General features: G+C 70.2%; 15 protein-coding genes. 8 read left to right on the top strand and 7 right to left on the bottom strand.

What is annotated here, in order from left to right; all coding sequences use genetic code 11:
- The first annotated feature begins 19 nt into the window (after positions 1 to 19).
- Positions 20 to 556, top strand: coding sequence for an RNA polymerase sigma factor (locus tag OJ962_RS17460; RefSeq protein ID WP_202956582.1), 537 nt, complete (start codon positions 20 to 22; stop codon positions 554 to 556).
- Complete coding sequence (locus OJ962_RS17455; RefSeq protein ID WP_202956583.1) at positions 553 to 1017, top strand: hypothetical protein; 465 nt, start codon at positions 553 to 555, stop codon at positions 1015 to 1017. The genes OJ962_RS17460 and OJ962_RS17455 overlap by 4 nt, the downstream gene beginning before the upstream one ends.
- A gap of 8 nt (positions 1018 to 1025) precedes the next feature.
- Here the strand turns inward: OJ962_RS17455 and OJ962_RS17450 are convergent, their stop codons facing one another.
- The 5 genes from OJ962_RS17450 to OJ962_RS17430 are packed head-to-tail and all read right to left on the bottom strand — an operon-like array spanning position 1026 to position 5894.
- Positions 1026 to 2408, bottom strand: a complete 1383-nt coding sequence (locus OJ962_RS17450; RefSeq protein ID WP_202956584.1) for a Dyp-type peroxidase — start codon at positions 2406 to 2408, stop codon at positions 1026 to 1028.
- Complete coding sequence (locus tag OJ962_RS17445; protein WP_202956585.1) at positions 2408 to 3037, bottom strand: hypothetical protein; 630 nt, start codon at positions 3035 to 3037, stop codon at positions 2408 to 2410. The genes OJ962_RS17450 and OJ962_RS17445 overlap by 1 nt, the downstream gene beginning before the upstream one ends.
- Entirely contained in the window at positions 3018 to 3548 is a 531-nt protein-coding gene (locus OJ962_RS17440) for a hypothetical protein (protein WP_202956586.1), read from the bottom strand. The genes OJ962_RS17445 and OJ962_RS17440 overlap by 20 nt, the downstream gene beginning before the upstream one ends.
- On the bottom strand, positions 3549 to 4973 hold the full coding sequence (locus OJ962_RS17435) for a hypothetical protein (protein ID WP_202956587.1): 1425 nt from the start codon (positions 4971 to 4973) through the stop codon (positions 3549 to 3551). It abuts the gene before it with no gap.
- Positions 4974 to 5894, bottom strand: coding sequence for an alpha/beta fold hydrolase (locus OJ962_RS17430; RefSeq protein WP_202956588.1), 921 nt, complete (start codon positions 5892 to 5894; stop codon positions 4974 to 4976). It lies immediately after the preceding gene.
- Between the two features lie 150 nt (positions 5895 to 6044).
- Between OJ962_RS17430 and OJ962_RS17425 the strand changes: the two genes are divergently transcribed.
- Both OJ962_RS17425 and OJ962_RS17420 read left to right on the top strand, forming a co-directional pair.
- Positions 6045 to 8198, top strand: coding sequence for an MMPL family transporter (locus OJ962_RS17425; RefSeq protein WP_202956589.1), 2154 nt, complete (start codon positions 6045 to 6047; stop codon positions 8196 to 8198).
- Positions 8195 to 9019: an SDR family NAD(P)-dependent oxidoreductase gene (locus tag OJ962_RS17420; RefSeq protein WP_202956590.1), complete on the top strand. Its 825-nt coding sequence runs from the start codon at positions 8195 to 8197 to the stop codon at positions 9017 to 9019. The genes OJ962_RS17425 and OJ962_RS17420 overlap by 4 nt, the downstream gene beginning before the upstream one ends.
- On the opposite strand, the gene OJ962_RS17415 is transcribed toward OJ962_RS17420, so the two are convergent.
- Together OJ962_RS17415 and OJ962_RS17410 are read right to left on the bottom strand one after the other, a co-directional pair.
- A complete protein-coding gene (locus OJ962_RS17415) occupies positions 9016 to 10479 on the bottom strand; it encodes an ATP-binding protein (RefSeq protein ID WP_202956591.1) in 1464 nt (487 codons plus the stop codon). The genes OJ962_RS17420 and OJ962_RS17415 overlap by 4 nt on opposite strands.
- A 107-nt stretch (positions 10480 to 10586) precedes the next feature.
- Entirely contained in the window at positions 10587 to 11462 is an 876-nt protein-coding gene (locus OJ962_RS17410) for an alpha/beta hydrolase (protein ID WP_202956592.1), read from the bottom strand.
- Positions 11463 to 11483: 21 nt separating this feature from the next.
- Between OJ962_RS17410 and OJ962_RS17405 the strand changes: the two genes are divergently transcribed.
- The 4 genes from OJ962_RS17405 to OJ962_RS17390 are packed head-to-tail and all read left to right on the top strand — an operon-like array spanning position 11484 to position 17061.
- Entirely contained in the window at positions 11484 to 12602 is a 1119-nt protein-coding gene (locus tag OJ962_RS17405) for an acetyl-CoA C-acyltransferase (RefSeq protein ID WP_202956593.1), read from the top strand.
- A 39-nt stretch (positions 12603 to 12641) separates the two neighbouring features.
- Positions 12642 to 13646, top strand: coding sequence for an NAD(P)/FAD-dependent oxidoreductase (locus tag OJ962_RS17400; RefSeq protein ID WP_202956594.1), 1005 nt, complete (start codon positions 12642 to 12644; stop codon positions 13644 to 13646).
- Between the two features lie 48 nt (positions 13647 to 13694).
- Entirely contained in the window at positions 13695 to 15863 is a 2169-nt protein-coding gene (locus tag OJ962_RS17395; RefSeq protein WP_202956595.1) for an MMPL family transporter, read from the top strand.
- A gap of 13 nt (positions 15864 to 15876) precedes the next feature.
- The gene (locus tag OJ962_RS17390) at positions 15877 to 17061 is read left to right on the top strand and encodes a hypothetical protein (RefSeq protein WP_270006497.1); all 1185 of its coding nucleotides are present in this window, start codon (positions 15877 to 15879) and stop codon (positions 17059 to 17061) included.
- The last annotated feature ends 8 nt before the right edge of the window (positions 17062 to 17069 follow it).

Genomic DNA, 17069 nt, shown 5'->3' with positions numbered 1-17069 from the left:
CTGGTCATCTCAGTGGCAGATGACCAGCGACGCTGTCCTGATGGCGCGCGCCCGCGGCGACGCGGGCGCGTTCCGCGAGCTCTATGACCGCTACTCGGATCGGGTGCTCGCCTACCACCTGCGACGCTCGCGCGACGAGGAGGCCGCGCACGAGCTGACCGCCGAGACGTTCGCGCAGGCGTGGCTCGTGCGGGCGCGCTTCCGCGACGAGTGCGACGGAAGCGCCGGGCCCTGGCTGTTCGGGATCGCCCGCAACGTGCTCCTGCAGTCCGTGCGCCGCCGCCAGCTCGAGCACGCCGCCCGCGAGCGGCTGGGGATGCAGGTGGCGACGCCCGCGCCGGCGCCGGACGAGACCTGGCTGGACGGGCTCGACGAGGCGCTCGACGCGCTCCCGCCCAGCCAGCGCGAAGCGATCCGCCTGCGCGTCGTCGACGACCTGGCCTACGACGAAGTCGCCGCGTCCCTCGGCACCACGCCCGCCGCGGCGCGCGTCCGCGTGCACCGCGGGCTGGCGGCGTTGCGCACCCGACTGTCTTCCAAGCAGGAGGCCCGATGACCGGCCGGCTCATGTCCATCGGCGACGACCTCGAGCGCGCGACCCAGCAGGACCTGCGCGGCCGCCGACGCCGCCGGCGCGTTCTCACCGGCGCGGCGTGCGCGGCGCTGCTGGCGCCGGGCGCGGCGCTCGCCGGCGGCCTGCTCTCCACCGAGGACGTCGAGCAGTCGCTGCCCCGCGGCACCAAGTTCCTCGTCGGCACCAGCCCGCAGTGCGAGGTCGTCCGGGAAGGCGTCGAGTACCACTGCACGATCGAGGGCGAGTTCCAGAGCGAGATCGCGGACCTCAAGGGCACCGTCGAGCCGACGGTCGACGCGACCAAGCACGTCAACGGCGGGTGCCGCAGCCTGCGCTCGGACGGGCGCGAATGGCGCTGCTACATCGGGCGCGAAGCGGTCCGCCAGGAGATCATCGGCCCGGACTTCCTGGGCGACTACGCCCCCGCGCCCGGCGTCGGTTGACATGAGCGTCAGCCAGCCCCGCTGAGGTGGCGTAGCGCGCTCATCGAAGGCTGGAACAGGTACTCGCCGCCGCGCAGGGTCACGAAGCGGGGCTGCGGCTTGAGGAAGTGCGGCGGGTGGCCCTGGATCGTCATCTTGCCTTCGGTCCCGTGCGGCTCGCCGACGAGGAAGTCCTTGTCGCGGCCGAGGCCGAACGGGTCGCCGTCGTCGATCCAGAGCGCCTGGACCGTCTCGAACTGGCGCCAGATGTCGGCCTGGAAGCAGACGAACACGAGGCCGCGGTCGGTGCCGTCGTCCTCCGTCGCGCCGGGTGGGAGTGGCTTGCCGTAGGCGCGACCGCGGCGCACGAGCCGGTGGCGGTTGGACAGGCGGCCGTCGAAGAAGCCGGCCGAGTCGCGCGGGTTGGCGCGGCGGATGTGCGCGCCGAGCGGGCACTTGAAGCCGTCCGGGTCGTCGGCGTAGCCGAAGTTGTTCAGCCGGGCGGGGTCGGAGGCGATCGCGGCGTCGGGCGAGCCGGGGGAGAGCGCCAGCGGCGTGCCGTCGGGCCAGCGGCCGACGATCTTGGCGGCGAGCTGGCGCGGGCCGCCCGGGTAGCTCTGGGCGTCGACGAAGCGCCGGAAGGCGGCGGTGTCCATGGCCAGCTTGCGGTAGACGACGAACGTGCCGTTGCGCTCGAAGGGGGCGAGCGGCGCGGCGGGCAGCGTGCCGTCCTCGTCCTCGTAGCCGAGGAGGATCTCGCCCGTGGCGAGCTCGCGCCAGCCGCCGGCGCCGTCGGGCTGGCCGTCGCCGGGCCGCGGCTCGACGCCCGCGCCGCGCACCGCGGGCTGCGCGATGCCGTCGAAGAAGCCGAAGTGGTCCTTGCCGCCGGGCAGCGCCTCCGCGCGCTGCAGGTGCACGAGCGTCACGGCCTGCTGGCGCTCGTCCTCGCCGATCACCGACCGCACGGCCGCGGTCAGGTGCTCCCAGTCGACTGCGTAGACCGTCACGAGCACGTGCGCGCCACCCGTGCCCAGCCCGTCCTCCCACTCGCTGGGCGCGCTCGGGCCGCGGTCGCCGAGCCGCTCGGCGCGCGCCGCCATCCCCTCCCGGAACGCCTCCGGGAACGACTCGAGCAGGTTCGGCGAAAGTCCGAGCGCGGACAACCCCGAGAACGTGAACGCGACGTTCATCGCCGTCTCGGGCACGCCGTCGCGCCACGGTTCGGCGGTCATCACCTGCGGCAGCATCCGCCGCATCAGCGCGCGCGCCGCGTCGACGTCGACGATCCGCAGGAACAGGTACGCGGCCGCGGGATGCGTGTAGCCGCGCAGGACGTTGCCCTGGATGTCGCCGAGGTCGATGTCCGCGCGTCGTGGCTTGCGGCGCGGGACGTTGGGCGGGCGGCCGAGCATCAGCGCCGAGCTCTCGCAGCGGCGGAAGAAGGAGCCCCCCGGGCGGGTTCTTCCAGCGAATCGAGCCCTCCGGGCCGGAATTCGCCCTTGAAGCGCTCGTGCAGCTCGGCGGCGGACAGGCCCTGCGCCTCGACGGCGAAGTCGATCACCCGCTCACGCAGCGCCAGGGCGTGGCGCACCTCGTGCACGGTCGCGTTCGGCAGCGCGCTCCGGAAGAGCCCGGGCCGGGCCTGGATCGAGCGCACCCACCCCAGGAACGCGCCCGCCTGCGTGCGGCCGGGGTAGCCGACGCAGCGGCCCCACCACTGGTCGCACTCCGGCACGCGCTTGCGCAACGCCTCCACGTACGGCTCGAGGTCACCGTCGATCGTGCTCGTGAAGACGAGGTGCGTGTGCTGCAACTCGTCGCGCTTGGTCTGATCGGGCCCCTGGTGCACGAGCGCGCGAAACAGCTGCACGCGGGCGATGTGGAGCGTGTCGATGCGCGCGAACGGGCTGTCCGGGCCGACCGGCAGCGCGCCCAGGTAGGCCTCGAGCTCGTCGGCGCGCCCGTCCTGCACGCGCGCGAACGTCGTCAGCGCGTACGCGCTCCCGACGCGGTGGCCGCTCTCAGAGATGCGCCTGAGCATCGCTCAGGAAGCGCTCCCATGCGGCCTTGAACTGCTCGGGCGGCAGATCGGGATCGAGCTCGGCGAAGCGGTCGCGCACGGCCAGCGCGCCCGAGACCATGCGCGTGGAGTCGTCCGCGTGCGCGCAGTAGTACGTGCCGCCCTCCATCGAGTTCTTCGCGATCCAGGCCTTCAGCGGCTCGGCGGGCGGCGGCGCCGGGAAGCCCGGGCCGCGCCCCCAGGTGACGCGGATGTCGAGCGGGATCACGTACGCGAAGGCGTCGATGTAGTGCTGCCAGGGCCCGTCGAAATTGCTCTCGAAGTACAGGTACTGGTAGTTCAGGTGCTCGCCCTCGAGGCCTGGCACGATCGTCCAGCGCACGAACTTGATGAAGTTGAACTGCAGGATGTGGCGCGCCATGAACGGCAGGTACCGGGTGACCGGCAGCCCGATCCGCAGGAACCACACCCACTGCGGGCGGATGGGCGTGAAGAGCGTCAGGCCGGTCATCCGGCCGTGGACGTTGCCCATCTAGCGGTCCCAGATCTCCCGACCCTCGGCCTGCCGCCGCACGTGCCGCGGGTTGGCGAACTGCTCGTAGTACTCGATCTCCAGGTGCGAGCACTGGAGCCAGATGCCGGGGAGGTGGAACGGGTCCGTGTGGGCCGGGAAGCGCCCGTAGGTCTCCACCAGGTAGCGGCAGATCTGCTTCGTGTACTCGATTGCCTCGTGCGGCGGGTGGCCGGCGGCCTTCAGGTACGCCTGCGCGGTCTCCTTGTCCTTGTAGGACTGTGCGAACACGTCCGCGTTCGTGTACGTCCCGTCGGGACCGAACTTCTCCTCGAGCACCTGGTCGACGGCCGCGTCCATGTCGTTCACGTACGGCGGACACAGGCCCTCGAGCACACCGTCGATGCCCACGTACGCGGGCTGGGAAGCCGGCACCGGAGGCCAGCGCTTCCAGCGCGAGTCGAACGTCTTCGCGCTGTACTCGCGGAAGCCGAGGCCGAGGATGCCCTTGGCCGGGTCCCGCTGCCACACGTGCGGGATCATCGGCGCGCCGTGCACCCACGCGCCCAGGCGCAGCGCCTCGGCGGTGAGCATCAGGTTCTGGAACAAAAAGTGCGCCTCGTAGTCCGTGCGCACCGTCGTGATCGACCCGAGCGGCGCCGGCACGTCCAGCGACGAGTAGCCGCCGCGCGCCTGCTTGAGCCCGCCGATCGGCTGGTAGGGAATCGGGTCCACCAGCCCGAGCTTGGAGGCCGCCCACGCCGCCCACTCCATGGCGCCCTTGGGCCGGAACGGCTGCCAGTCGTCGATGAACAGCGGCGCCTTGCCCTTCGGCTCGCTCAGGAGGATCAGCAGCACGTTGATGTACTGGCGCGTGTTGTCCACGACGGGCAGGAACTGCGTCGTGCCGGGCGCGTTGGTCATCTGCCCGTTCCAGCCGAGGAAGTACGGCCACTGCTTGTCCGGGAACGCGAAGCGCCCGTCGTAGACCTTGCGCTTGACCGCCTTGGCGAACGACAGCCAGTCGTCCTCGGTGCGGTCCTCCCAGCGCGGGGGGATCTGCGAGAACAGCTCCACGGCCGCGGCGCCGCGCGGGCGCTCGATCAGCCACACGCCCTCGTCGTTGGTCATGAAGAACGACGTGGCCTGCGCGTTGTCGGCGCTCGAAGCGGCGCGCCCGGCCACCTCGAGGAACATCGTGCCGAGCTCGGGCGAGCCGTCGACCTTCTGCGTCGGCCCGTCGTGCATGACCGCGCCCGTCACGCTCGTGGAGGCGATCAGGATCGCCTCCTCCAGCGGCGCCAGCGGCGAGGGCGCGTTGCTGGACTGGTACGGCTGCGCGCCGTGCGGCAGCGAAGTGCCCTGCGCGACGCGCCGGGTCCGGCGGTCCTGGATCGCCTGGGCAAAGGGGTAGGAGAAGAAGTCCTCCAGACCACGACGGCTCATCTAGTTGCGCTTCTCCAGCTCGGCAAGGGCGGTCGGCCACACGTCGCGCTCGGCGTTCTCGCCCAGCCACAGATCCAGGTGCGCGTAGTCCTTGATCACGTGATGCGAGTACAGCTTCGGCCCGTGGGCCTTGCGCAGCCCGTCGTAGGAGCGCTGCAGCCCGCGCGGGACGAACATCTTGTTGTGCTCGCCCGTGATGAAGTGGATCGGGACTTTGAAGTTCTCGAGGTTGCGCCAGTAGGTGTCCTGGCCGTGCGCGTCGCGCGCCTCGCTGGCCCGGATCATCAGCGAGATGTGCTCGAAGAACGTCAGGTTGCCGCCGCCGAAGAAGCCGGGCACGGCCTGTTCCATCGTCGGGCGGTTGATGTTCTCGTAGTCGTAGACGTCGCCGTAGATGAAGTAGATCCGGCGCGCGATCGGGTTGTCGTAGACGTGCCGGAACGGCACGGCCTTCATCACCGTCTCGATCAGCTTGCCGTCCCAGCGCTTCGGGTCGTAGGCGACGTCGAGGAACTTGATCCCGAGCAGCTTGAACAGCGTCGCCATCCGGGCGTGGGCACGCAGCTGGTTGCCGGGCGTGGGGATCGGGTTGCCGGCGAGGCTGGAGAAGGTGGCGCTGCGCACCCCTTCCATCCCGGCGCCCATCGCCATGAACAGCGACAGGCCGCCGACGCAGTGCCCGAAAACCTGCACGTCCGACTGCCCGGTCTTCTCGCGCACGGTGTCGACCGCGGCGGGCCAGTCGCGCGTGGCGATGTCGTCGACGGTGAACTGCGTGCGGCTGGCGTCCAGCACGGGGCTGGCCCGGTAGTCCAGCAGCCACACGTCGTAGCCGTGTTCTCCCAGGTACTGGACCCAGTTCTTGGGCACGGTCTCGACGGCGAACGCGCTGGCGGCGTTGCCGTAGCCGGGGGCCAGCACGAGTGGGCCCTTGGACCCGAACTGGTGGCGGGTGAGACGGATCTCGGTGCCGTCTGAGGTGCGTACGGAGTGTGTCTCGGTCAGAGTGCGTGTTGTATCCGCGCCACGCACCAGATTGCAAGCGCTGTCCATGGCCGTTAGAAGTGCGCTATGCAAGCTGTCATGGACCGGCTCGAGCGCTTCGTCGCTCGCCGGCGTCGCCTCGTCCTCATCGTCTGGCTCGTCATCGTCGTCGCGTCGGTGCCGTTCGCGGGCCGCCAGACGGAGAACCTGACGGGCGGTGGCTTCGAGACGCAGGGGTCGGGCTCGCAGCTCGTCGCGGACGCGCTCGGGAGCGAGTTCGAGGGCACGTCGGCCGAGTCGCTGTCGGTGCTCTTCGACAACCGGGACCGCGATCCGGCCAAGCTCGCCGCGGCGGTCGATCGCGTCGAGCGGGAGGGCTTCGAGGACGTCGAGGCGGTGCGCCTGAACCCCGAGGCGGCCGCCGCCGCGCGCGCGTCCACCGAACCCGTGGTGGTCATGCCGCTCGTGGTCGAGGGCGACCGCGACGAGGCCGTCGACGCCGCCGCCACGATGCGCGAGAACCTGCACACCGGCGAGGAGGGCGATGACCTCGCCGTCTTCCTGCTCGGGCAGAGCGCGCTGTGGGCGGGCATCCAGGAGCTGTCCAAGGAGGACCTCGAGCAGGCGGAGATCGTCGGCCTGCCGATCGTGTTGCTGATCCTGCTGTTCGTGTTCGGTTCGCTGGCCGCGGCGGCGCTGCCGCTGGCGCTCGGCATCGCGTCGGTGGTCGTGACCGGCGCGATCGTCTTCTTCCTCTCGCAGGTCTACGGGATGTCGACGTTCGTGACCAACATGGCCTCGATGCTCGGCATCGGCGTGGCGGTGGACTACTCGCTGTTCATTCTCGCCCGCTACCGGGAGGAGCTCGGGAACGGGCTCGAGCCGTCCGAGGCGCGGGAGGTCGCGCTGCGCACCTCGGGCATGGCGGTCGCGTTCTCCGGCGTGACCGTCATCGTCGCGCTGGCCGGGCTGTTCCTGATCGACGCGAAGGTCGTGCAGTCGATGGCCGTGGGCGCGATCGTCGTCGTCGGCATCGCCGTGATGGCCGCGATCACGCTGCTGCCGGCGCTCATCGCGGCGCTCGGGCACCGCGTCGCGCGGCCGGGCAGGCTGATCGGGCGGCTGCGGGTCAAGCGCGAGCCGAAGCCCGGCCCGGGCTTCTGGGAGCGCTGGACGGCGCTGCTGATGCGCCGCCCGCTGCCGTTCGCGCTCGCCGCCACCGCGGTGATGCTGCTGATCGCCTCGCCGGCGTTGGTGATGAAGACCAACACCGCGGCGATCGCCATGTTCCCGGAGGACTTCGAGACCCGGGTCGGGTTCGACATCGCGGCGGTGCAGTACGGGCCGGGCTCGCTCGGCCCGGTGCAGCTCGTGTTCGAGGGCAACCAGGTCGACGACTACGTGCGCTCGGACATCCAGTCGCTGCCCGGCGTGGCGCAGGTCTCCCCGCCGCAGCGCTCGCGCGACGGGACCAAGACGCTGGTCGTCGTCACGCCACAGGAGTCGCCGGAGAGCGACGCGACGGTCGCGCTCGTCGACCGGCTGCGGGCGCTGAACCCGCCGGTGCCCATGCACATCGGCGGCGCCACCGCGCAGAACCAGGACGACACGGCGGTGATCTCCGGCTCGCTGTGGAAGGTGGCGCTGTTCGTGGTGGTGCTGAGCTTCCTCGTGCTGCTCGTGGTGCTGCGCAGCGTCGTGCTGCCGATCAAGGCCGTGCTGATGAACGCGCTCTCGGTCGCGGCGGCGTACGGCGTGCTCGTGATGGTCTTCCAGTGGGGCTGGTTCGACTCCGTCACCGGCTTCGAGTCGCTCGGCTACGTGCAGGCGATCACGCCCGCGCTGCTGCTCGCGGTCGTGTTCGGGCTGAGCATGGACTACGAGGTGTTCATGCTCTCGCGCATCAAGGAGCGCTTCCACGCGACCGGCGACACGCAGCAGGCGGTCTCCCAGGGCCTGGCGGCGAGCGCGAAGACGATCTCGAGCGCGGCGCTGATCATGGTCGCGGTGTTCGCGATCTTCGCCGGCACGGGTGTGCCGCAGGTCAAGGAGATCGGCGTCGGGCTGGCGGTGGCGATCGCGCTCGACGCGACGATCGTGCGGCTCGTGCTGGTCCCGACGACGATGCAGCTGATGGGCGACTTGAACTGGTGGATCCCCAAGTGGCTGGATCGCCGGCTCCCCGACATGGACTTCGAGTCCGCACCGACGAAGCAGGAAGAGGTTGTGACTGCCGCATGAGCCAGACCGTGCTGATCACCGGATGCTCCTCGGGCATCGGGCGGGCGACCGCCGAAGTGCTCGCCGCCAAGGGCTACAACGTGTACGCGACGGCGCGCCGGACCGAGTCGATCGCCGACCTGGAGGCCAAGGGCTGCAAGACGCTGGCGCTCGACGTCACCAGCGAGGACTCGATGGTCGCCGCCGTGGAGGCCGTGAGCGAGGGCATCGACGCGCTCGTCAACAACGCGGGCATCCAGGAGGTCGGCGCGATCGAGTCGGTGCCGATGGACCGCGTGCGGGCGCTGTTCGAGACCAACGTCTTCGGGCCGGTGCGGCTCGCGCAGCTCGTGCTCCCGCAGATGCGTGAGCGCCGCCGCGGCCACATCATCACCGTCGGCTCGATGAACGGGAAGTTCACCTGGCCGGGCACGGGCTACTACTGCGGCACCAAGCACGCGCTGGAGGCGATCAGCGACGCGCTGCGCTACGAGACGCGGCCGTTCGGGATCAAGACCGTGCTGATCGAGCCGGGCTTCGTCAAGACGCCGCTGGGCAAGACCGCGGTCGGCCGGCGCGTGCAGGAGGACGGGCCGTACGCGAGCTTCAACGACGGCGTGGCCGAGGTCACCTCCAGCTACACCACCGGCGCGCTCGGCATGCTGGCGTGCAGCGCCGAGGCCGTGGGGGAGACGGTGCTCAAGGCGCTCTCGACCGACAAGCCGAAGGCGCGCTACCGCGTCGCGCCGTCCGCGCACATGTTCATGGCCACGCGCAAGGTCCTGCCCGACGCGGCCTTCGACGCGATGCTGCGCTCGCAGATGCCTAAACCCGGCGCCTAGTCGCTCGCGAGGTCCTCGCAGACCTGGGTGGCGTCGACGAGCTCGACGTCGCCCCGCTCGGCGGCATCCTCCACGAGCCTGCGCTCAAAGCCGCTGCGCGAGAACAGCAGGATCCGCGGCTGCTTGGCGACCTTGGCCTTCGACTGACGCAGTGCAGGGAGCTTGTAGTCGTCCAGGTCGCGGAGCACGCCGCCGTCGAGCGGCTTGGCCGTCCATTTGCACTCGCCGATGAGCGTGACCTGGTTGCGTGCGACGCCGACGATGTCGATCTCGTCGGTTTCTCGCTCGTGGGTACGGCGCAGGTCATGCCGAGCTGGTCCCCACCAGGAGCCGACTCGCGGGGCGACGCGGCCGTGCGTCTTGCGCACCCACTCGCGGCAGAGGTCCTCGAACACCGGCGCGGCATGGTCGGCGAGCTCTGGCGCGATCGCGCCGTCCCAATAGTCCGCCGGCTCGAGTCCGGCGCCCAGGTCGTCCTGCATGCCGAACACGAATCTGAACCAGAACCGCAGGAACGGATCCTGGCACTCCCAGCGTCGGTCGCGTTCGCTGCCGCCGACGACTTGGGATATGCCACGGATGATCTCCATTTCGCTCAACCGGTTCAGGTAAGGGCCCAGTGTCCCACTGTCGCGATTGAGCGCGGCCGCGAGTTCACCGAGCGAGCGGCGCCGGAACGCGAGCTCCTCCAGCAGGGAGAAGTAGACACCCGGGGCACGCAGTTCCTCTTCCAGCACTTCGCGCGGGTCGTCGAACAGCTTCCCGCGATCCGAGAGCACCGCTCGCTGGACCTGCGCGGCCAGTGACTCGCCGCGAGCGAGTTCGTCCAGGTACATCGCCATTCCGCCCGCAACGGCGTACCGTTCCACCTGCTCGCGAACGTCGAGCGCGTCAGGCATGAACCGGCGGGCGCCGTCGAACCGCAGCGGCCGGATTCGCAGCGGCGTCAACCGGCCTCGCAGGGGGCTGCTCTCCGAAAGCAGGCTTTCCATCTGCCCGATGTAGGAGCCACACAACACCAGCCGCAACTGCGAGGCATCGCGTTCCTCCATCACCGCCTGGATGCTCGTCAGCGCTTCCCGCTGCGCCGCGCCGCCGCTCGGGAGCAACCATGGAAACTCGTCGATGACGACCAAGCGCCGCTCATCGGCGGCCAGCCGGTAGAGCACCTCGAACAAGGACGACAGGTCCGGGATGTCCGGCCGGAATCCGAGCGCCGGAGACAGGCGTTCAGCCAGGCGCTGAAGCTGCGGACGGGTGTCACGCCGCTCTGCGACCAACACGATCGCCGGCTTGCCATGCGCCAGGCGGCGAAACAACCACGACTTACCGACCCGACGGCGACCGAAGAGTGCAAGCGCATTCGGATCGTCGCCGTTCCACCACTCTTCCAGGCGCGCTAAGTCTGTCTCGCGGTTGACGAACCGTTCGATAGCTGGAAAGTCAAACGGCTCAAGCACGACATTAGGAAGATTATCGTAATCGAGATAATGCTGTATTTGGAGTGACGGGTAAACGTCCGCACAGCATTATCTAGATCATCCTAAGCCACTTATCGTGGACTTCTTCAGAGGTTGCGCCGGAAGAAGTCGACGATGTCGTCGGTCTCCGCGGACACGTAGCGGTAGCCGTCGTAGCGGCCGCTGGAGGGGTAGTGCACGACCGGCCCGTCGAGGGTCGGCGTGCCCTCCGCGAACCGCAGCACGTCGACCATCGTGCCCCAGCGGTCGCCCGTGCCCTGCACGTACCTGACGACGGTCCCGTCCAGCCGCTTGGCCGGCTCGCCCGGGTCCTGCACGCTCGGCGGCGGCGTGCGCGCGATCCGGTAGATGAGCTCGATCGGGGCGACGATCGCCGGACCGAGCGGGCCCCACTGGTCGAGCGCGAAGTTGTAGTTGAAGGTCGTCACCTTGGCCGGCTGCACGGCGAGCACGGCCTTGACCGGCTGGCACTCGGGTGCGCCGTAGAGCGCGATCGTCCCGCCCATGGAGATGCCGATCGAGCCGATCCGCTCGCCGTCGACGTCGGCGCGGGTGCGCAGGTAGTTGACCGCGCCGACGAAGTCGCGCTTCTCGACCGGCCCGAACGACAGCAGGCTCCGGCCCCGCGCGCTCTCCCCGTGGCCGCGGATGTCGTACATCAGCACGCTGTAGCCCGCGTCCACGAGGGCCTTGGTGGCGGGCAGGAAGTCCACGTCGCGGTCGTCGATCGGCGCCTTGCCCGCCACGTTGCCCAGCCGGTTCCACATCCAGCCGTGCACGAACACGATCGCGGGCTTGGGTCCCTCGCCCTTCGCCGGCACGAACCAGCCCTTGATGTCCACGCCGTCGGTGGCCGGGAACGAGACGGGCTCGAAGTCCAGGCCCACCTCCGCCGGGGTGCGCGAGACGGGCTCGCGGCGGGAGAACAGCATCAGCCAGGTCAGGATCAGGAGCCGCTTCATGCTGCGACCATATCCGCGGTGATGGAGCGCGTGGTGATTGCGGCGGGAGCGCGTACGCCGATCGGAAAGTTCAACGGTGCACTCGCGAAGGTGGACGCGGTGGAGCTCGGGGCGCACGCCGTGCGGGCGGCGCTCGCCCGCACGGACCTGAAGCCGGACTACGTCGCGGTCGGGAACGTGCTGCAGGCCGCGAACGGGCAGAACCCGGGGCGCCGGGCGGCGCTGCTGGGCGGCGTGGAGCGGACCGTGCCCGGCATCACCCTCAACGACGTGTGCCTGGCGTCGATGAGCGCGGTGGCGCTGGCGGCGTCGATGCTGCGCTCGGGCGAGGCGACGACCGTGCTGGCGGGTGGCTTGGACTCGATGACCCGCGCACCGCACGCGGTGCGGATGCGGCCGCAGGTGAAGATGGGCGACGCGGCGATGGTCGACGTGATGGTCCACGACGGGCTCTACTGCTCGATCGCGGACGAGGGCATGGGCGGCATGTCCGACGCCGAGAACGCGCGGCTCGGCGTCACGCGCGAGGCGCAGGACCGGTTCGCGGAGGCTTCGCACGCCAAGGCGCTGGCCGGGCGTGAGCGGCTCGCGGAGGAGATCGCGCCGCTCGCCGAGCTCGAGCGCGACGAGGGCGTGCGCGAGACGAGCTATGAGGCGCTCGCGGCGCTCAAGCCCGCGTTCACGCCGGACGGCACGATCACGGCGGGCAACGCTTCGCAGGTGTCCGACGGCGCCGCGGCGGCCGTGATCACCACCGCCGACCGCGCGCCGGAGTTCCTGGCCGAGGTCGTCGGCCGCGCGGTCGTCGCGGGCCCGGACTCGACGCTGCACCTGCGCCCGGCCGAAGCGAGCACGAAGCTGCTCGCGCGCTTCGGGCTCGCGCCGGCGGACATCGCGCTGTGGGAGATCAACGAGGCGTTCGCGGGCGTCGTGCTCGCCTCCGCCGACGCGCTCGAGCTCGACCTGGACACGGTGAACGTGAACGGCGGCGCGGTCGCCCTCGGCCATCCGCTCGCGGGCTCGGGCCTACGCCTCATCCTCACGCTCGCGTACGAGCTGCGCCGGCGCGGAGGAGGGCTCGGCGTCGCGACCCTGTGCGGCGGCGGCGGCCAGGGCGAAGCCATCCTCCTGCGTACCTAAAGAAACATTAACGGGTCTGACCCCTTTAGGTTGCTTTAGGTGAGCGAGGTCGTTGTCATCGGTGCAGGCCCGTACGGGTTGGCGACGGCGAAGGCGCTGCGCGACCGCGGGATCTCAGCGACCGTCTACGGCAAGCCGATGGGGTTCTGGCGCGACCACATGCCGGACGGGATGCTGCTGCGCAGCGGGCCCGACTGGCACATGGACCCGGCGGGCGAGCTGACGTTCCGCGCGTTCTGCCCCGACCCGCCGGACCCGATCCCGGTCGGGCTGTTCCTCGACTACGCGCAGTGGTTCCAGGACCAGGCCGGCATCGAGCCTATCGCGGAGGAGATCACCGAGCTGCCAGACGGGATCGTCGTCGCCGCACCGGGCGTCGCGTACTTCCAGCACCGCCCCGAGTGGGCGACGGACGAGGTCCACACCTGCGACTACGTCGACTTCGGCGACGCGGCGGGCGCCGAGTACCTGATCGTCGGCGGCCGCCAGTCCGCCTACGAGACCGCGGCGCTGCTGCTCGAGCACAGCGCGGCCCGGGTGGACGTCGTGCACCGCCACCCGCAGCCGCGCTTTGCCCCGACCAGCTGGGACTTCGTGAACGAGCACGTGCAAGCGACGCTCGACGTCCCGGGCTACTGGCGCCGGCTGCCCGCGACCGAGCAGGCGGCGATCGCGCGGCGTTTCTGGGAGGTCGGCCGGCTCACGCTCGAACCCTGGCTCGCGCCGCGCATCCAGGCCGTGCACGTGCACGCCGAAGCGGACGTCGTCGCACTCAATGGCGAGGTCCGCCTAAGTGATGACACACGTCTGCGCCCTGACCGAATCGTGCTCGCGACGGGCTACCAGGCCGATCTCGCCCGCGTCCCGTACCTGCCGCCGCTCGCGACGCCCGGGCTGGACGAGCACATGCAGTCCGTCGCGCGGCCCGGTCTCTACCTGCCCGGCTTCACCGCGACCGCGGACTTCGGCCCGTTCTTCGGCTTCGTCCGGGGAGCGCCCGCCGCGGCCACGCTCGTCGCGCGGCACATCTCGTCGAACGGCTAGCGCACCGGTATCGGGCGCGGTTATGCTCGCGCTCTGTTGCAGACCGCCATGAACCGACTCTCAGCGTTCGTGCGGACACGCCGGAAGCTCGTCGCGCTGGGATGGCTGGTGCTGGTGGTCGCGGCGGTGCCGCTGATGGCGCAGCAGACGAGCAACCTCACGAGCGGCGGCTTCGACGTCCCCGGTTCCGGCTCCTCGGAGGTCGACCGAGCGCTCAGCCGCTTCCACCACGAGCAGGGCGAAGGCCTCGGCATCGTGCTCGAGGACAAGGGCGAAGGCGACCTGGCCGCCGCCGTCGACCGCGTCGTCGCGGTCGCCAAGCCGATCGAACACGCCGAAGTCGACCCCCAGGTGGCGGCCACGGCCAAGCAGGCCGCCGCCACGCGGGACGTGATCGTCCTCCCGCTCGTGGTCGACGGCGTCGCCGACGACATCCTGCAGGCCGCCAAGGACCTGCGCGCCGAGCTGAAGGTGGACGAGGTCGAAGACGGCGTCCAGCACTACGTCGTCGGCCAGCAGGCGCTGTGGGCCGGCATGCAGCAGCTCCAGCAGGAGGACCTCGAGCACGCGGAGCTGACCGGCTTCCCCGCGATCCTGATCGTCCTGCTCGCGGTCTTCGGCACCGTGCTCGCCGCGCTGCTCCCAGCCGCGCTCGCCGTCGCCGCCGTGGTCGTGACCGGCGCGATCATCTACCTGCTCAGCCTCGCGCTCACGATGTCGGTGTTCGTCACCAACATCACGTCGATGCTGGGCATCGGCGTGGCCGTGGACTACAGCCTGTTCGTGCTCAGCCGCTACCGCGAGGAGGTCGCGGCGGGCCACGATCAGGCGCAGGCGCTCGACATCGCCATGCGCACCTCCGGCGCGACCGTCGTCTTCTCCGGCGTCACCGTGATCGTCAGCCTCGCCGGGCTGTTCCTGCTCGACTCGACCGCGATGCGCTCGCTCGCGATCGGCGCGATCACGGTCGTCGCGCTGTCGGTCCTCGCCGCCGTCACGCTGCTGCCCGCGCTGATCGCGTGGGCGGGCCCGCGCGTGGAAGGCCGCGGGAAGATCGTCAGCGTCACCGGCTTGTTGTTCGGGCAGCGGCCGTCCCGCCAGTTCTGGCGGCGCTGGACCGCGGCGGTGATGAAGCGCAGCACGCTGAGCGCGGTCGGCGCCGCGGCGATCCTGCTCGCGCTCGCCATCCCCGCGCTCTCACTCGACTTCGGCAACGGCGCGCTGCGCCAGTTCCCCGAGGGGCACGAGACACGCGTCGGCTTCGAGCTCGCCGCGCAGCAGATCCCGGCGGGCGAGTCCGCGCCGCTGCTGGTCGTCGTCGACAGCCGCTCCGAGCTCACCGGCAGGGAGGACGCGCTGCTCGCCTACGCGGAGCAGCTCAAAGGCACGGAAGGCGTGACCCGCGTCGAGGGGCCGATCCTCTCCTCCGACAACCGCGCCGTCCTCTACAAGGTCGTGCCGCGCGAGGACCCGGAGGCGCCGTCGACCACGGCGCTGCTGGACCGCCTGCGCGCCGAGGGCGGCCCGAGCACCGTGGGCAGCGTCCAGATCGGCGGCTACACCGGCCAGCAGGAGGACTTCAACGACCTCGTCGCCGCGAACCTGTGGAAGATCTTCCTGTTCGTGATGATCTGCAGCTACCTCGTGCTGCTGCTGGTCCTGCGCAGCGTCATCCTGCCGCTGAAGGCCGTGCTGATGAACCTGCTGACGGTCGCGGCCGCCTATGGCGTGCTCGTCATGTTCTTCCAGTACGGCTGGTTCGACTGGACCGGGTACGAAGCGCGCGGCTACGTCAACGTCGTCACGCCGCCGCTGCTGCTCGCGATCGTGTTCGGGCTGAGCATGGACTACGAGGTGTTCCTGCTCTCGCGCATCCGCGAGCGCTACCTGGCGACGGGCGACAACCGCCGCGCCGTCGCCGAAGGCCTGCAGGGCAGCGCGAAGGTGATCACCAGCGCGGCCGTGATCATGGTCGTCGTCTTCGGCATCTTCGCCACCACCGGCGTCCCGCAGGTGAAGGAGATCGGGCTCGGGCTGGCGGTGGCGATCGCGCTGGACGCGACGCTCGTCCGGCTCGTCCTGGTGCCGGCGACGATGGAGCTGATGGGCGACTGGAACTGGTGGGTGCCCAAGTGGTTGGAGAAGTATCTGCCGGACGCCGACTTCGAGTCGGACCAGTTGGCTGACGAGGAGCGGACCGCGACCGCGGTCGTCTGAGAAAGGAAAAGGGATGTCGGGTCTGACCCAGATGGCGCGCAGCGCCCCCGCGGCGGCGCGAGGTGAGCGCCCCGTCACCACCTACAAGGAGGACCTCATCACGGCCTCCCTCACCGTCTGGCCGATCATCGCCATGTTCTTCGACGGGCGCGGCCACAACAACGAGACCGGCCAGGAGTCCTTCTGGTCGCTCCCGCATCTGTTCCTGTACGCCGGCATGACCGCGATCGGCGTCTGGATCGGCCTGCTCGTGACCAAGTACCAGCTCGCGGCCGGCGCTGACCCCCGCAAGTCGCTGATCCCGGACCTGAAGGCGATCCCTGTCGGCTACGGCGTCGCCATCCTCGGCCTGCTCACGCTCGCCCTCGGCGGCCCGACCGACTTCATCTGGCACGCCGCCTACGGCTTCGAGGTCGGCGTGGACGCGATCTACTCCCCGCCGCACCTGCTGCTGTTCTTCGGCGGCCTGCTCGTGAGCTCCACCGGCATCCGCTCGATGTGGGCCAAGGCCGACATCACGCCCGACCTCAAGGGCTTCCTGCCCGTGCTGATCTCCGCGACGCTGTTCATCGGCGTCTCGGGCTTCATCACGATGTACCTGTCGGCGTTCATGACCAACGTCACGCCGACCAGCGACTTCGTCGCCGACTACCAGGCGCAGTTCAAGGACGACTTCGACGACCAGACCGTCTCGCTGAACGCCGGCCTGACCGGCTACGGCGACGACCAGTGGCCGTTCTACTACTACGCGGCCTCACACGGCATCGCGTCGATGATCATCACGACGCTGATCCTGCTCGGCCCGGCGCTGCTGATGCTGCGCCGGTGGCGTGTCCCGTTCGGCGCCATGACGCTGGTGTTCACCGGATACGGCCTGCTCGCGAGCATCATGACCGAGTACCGCGACTGGGTCCTGGTCATCCCGCTCGTGCTCGCGGGCCTGGCGATCGACGTCGTACAAAGCCGGTCGGGCAAGGACCGGCTCACGCTCGGCGGCATCCGCACGGCGGGCCCGATCGCCGCCGCCGTGCTGTGGATCTCCTACTACGGGATCCTGGCCCTCGACAAGGGCATCGGCTGGGACCCCACCCTGTGGGTGGGCGCCCTGATGGTCGGCATCATGGCCGGCTTCGGCGTCGCCTTCCTGATCGCCCCGCCGGCCTACGGCCCGCGCCTCGTCGACGCGTCAGACGGGTGACTTAAGGT

The sequence above is a fragment of the Solirubrobacter deserti genome (assembly GCF_027587175.1).
Lineage (GTDB): Bacteria > Actinomycetota > Thermoleophilia > Solirubrobacterales > Solirubrobacteraceae > Solirubrobacter > Solirubrobacter deserti.
The sequence above is the reverse complement of the archived record's forward strand: the minus strand, read 5'-3'. Positions and strand labels throughout refer to the sequence as shown.

Excerpts from the sequence above, each read along its gene's own strand:
- OJ962_RS17440 (WP_202956586.1), bottom strand. The coding sequence starts at position 3,548 with ATGGGCAACGTCCACGGCCGGATGACCGGCCTGACGCTCTTCACGCCC.
- OJ962_RS17395 (WP_202956595.1), top strand. The coding sequence starts at position 13,695 with ATGAACCGACTCTCAGCGTTCGTGCGGACACGCCGGAAGCTCGTCGCG.
- OJ962_RS17450 (WP_202956584.1), bottom strand. The coding sequence starts at position 2,408 with ATGCTCGGCCGCCCGCCCAACGTCCCGCGCCGCAAGCCACGACGCGCG.
- OJ962_RS17445 (WP_202956585.1), bottom strand. The coding sequence starts at position 3,037 with ATGCTCAGGCGCATCTCTGAGAGCGGCCACCGCGTCGGGAGCGCGTAC.
- OJ962_RS17410 (WP_202956592.1), bottom strand. The coding sequence starts at position 11,462 with ATGAAGCGGCTCCTGATCCTGACCTGGCTGATGCTGTTCTCCCGCCGC.
- OJ962_RS17390 (WP_270006497.1), top strand. The coding sequence starts at position 15,877 with ATGTCGGGTCTGACCCAGATGGCGCGCAGCGCCCCCGCGGCGGCGCGA.
- OJ962_RS17435 (WP_202956587.1), bottom strand. The coding sequence starts at position 4,973 with ATGAGCCGTCGTGGTCTGGAGGACTTCTTCTCCTACCCCTTTGCCCAG.
- OJ962_RS17405 (WP_202956593.1), top strand. The coding sequence starts at position 11,484 with ATGGAGCGCGTGGTGATTGCGGCGGGAGCGCGTACGCCGATCGGAAAG.
- OJ962_RS17460 (WP_202956582.1), top strand. The coding sequence starts at position 20 with ATGACCAGCGACGCTGTCCTGATGGCGCGCGCCCGCGGCGACGCGGGC.
- OJ962_RS17425 (WP_202956589.1), top strand. The coding sequence starts at position 6,045 with ATGCAAGCTGTCATGGACCGGCTCGAGCGCTTCGTCGCTCGCCGGCGT.
- OJ962_RS17420 (WP_202956590.1), top strand. The coding sequence starts at position 8,195 with ATGAGCCAGACCGTGCTGATCACCGGATGCTCCTCGGGCATCGGGCGG.
- OJ962_RS17455 (WP_202956583.1), top strand. The coding sequence starts at position 553 with ATGACCGGCCGGCTCATGTCCATCGGCGACGACCTCGAGCGCGCGACC.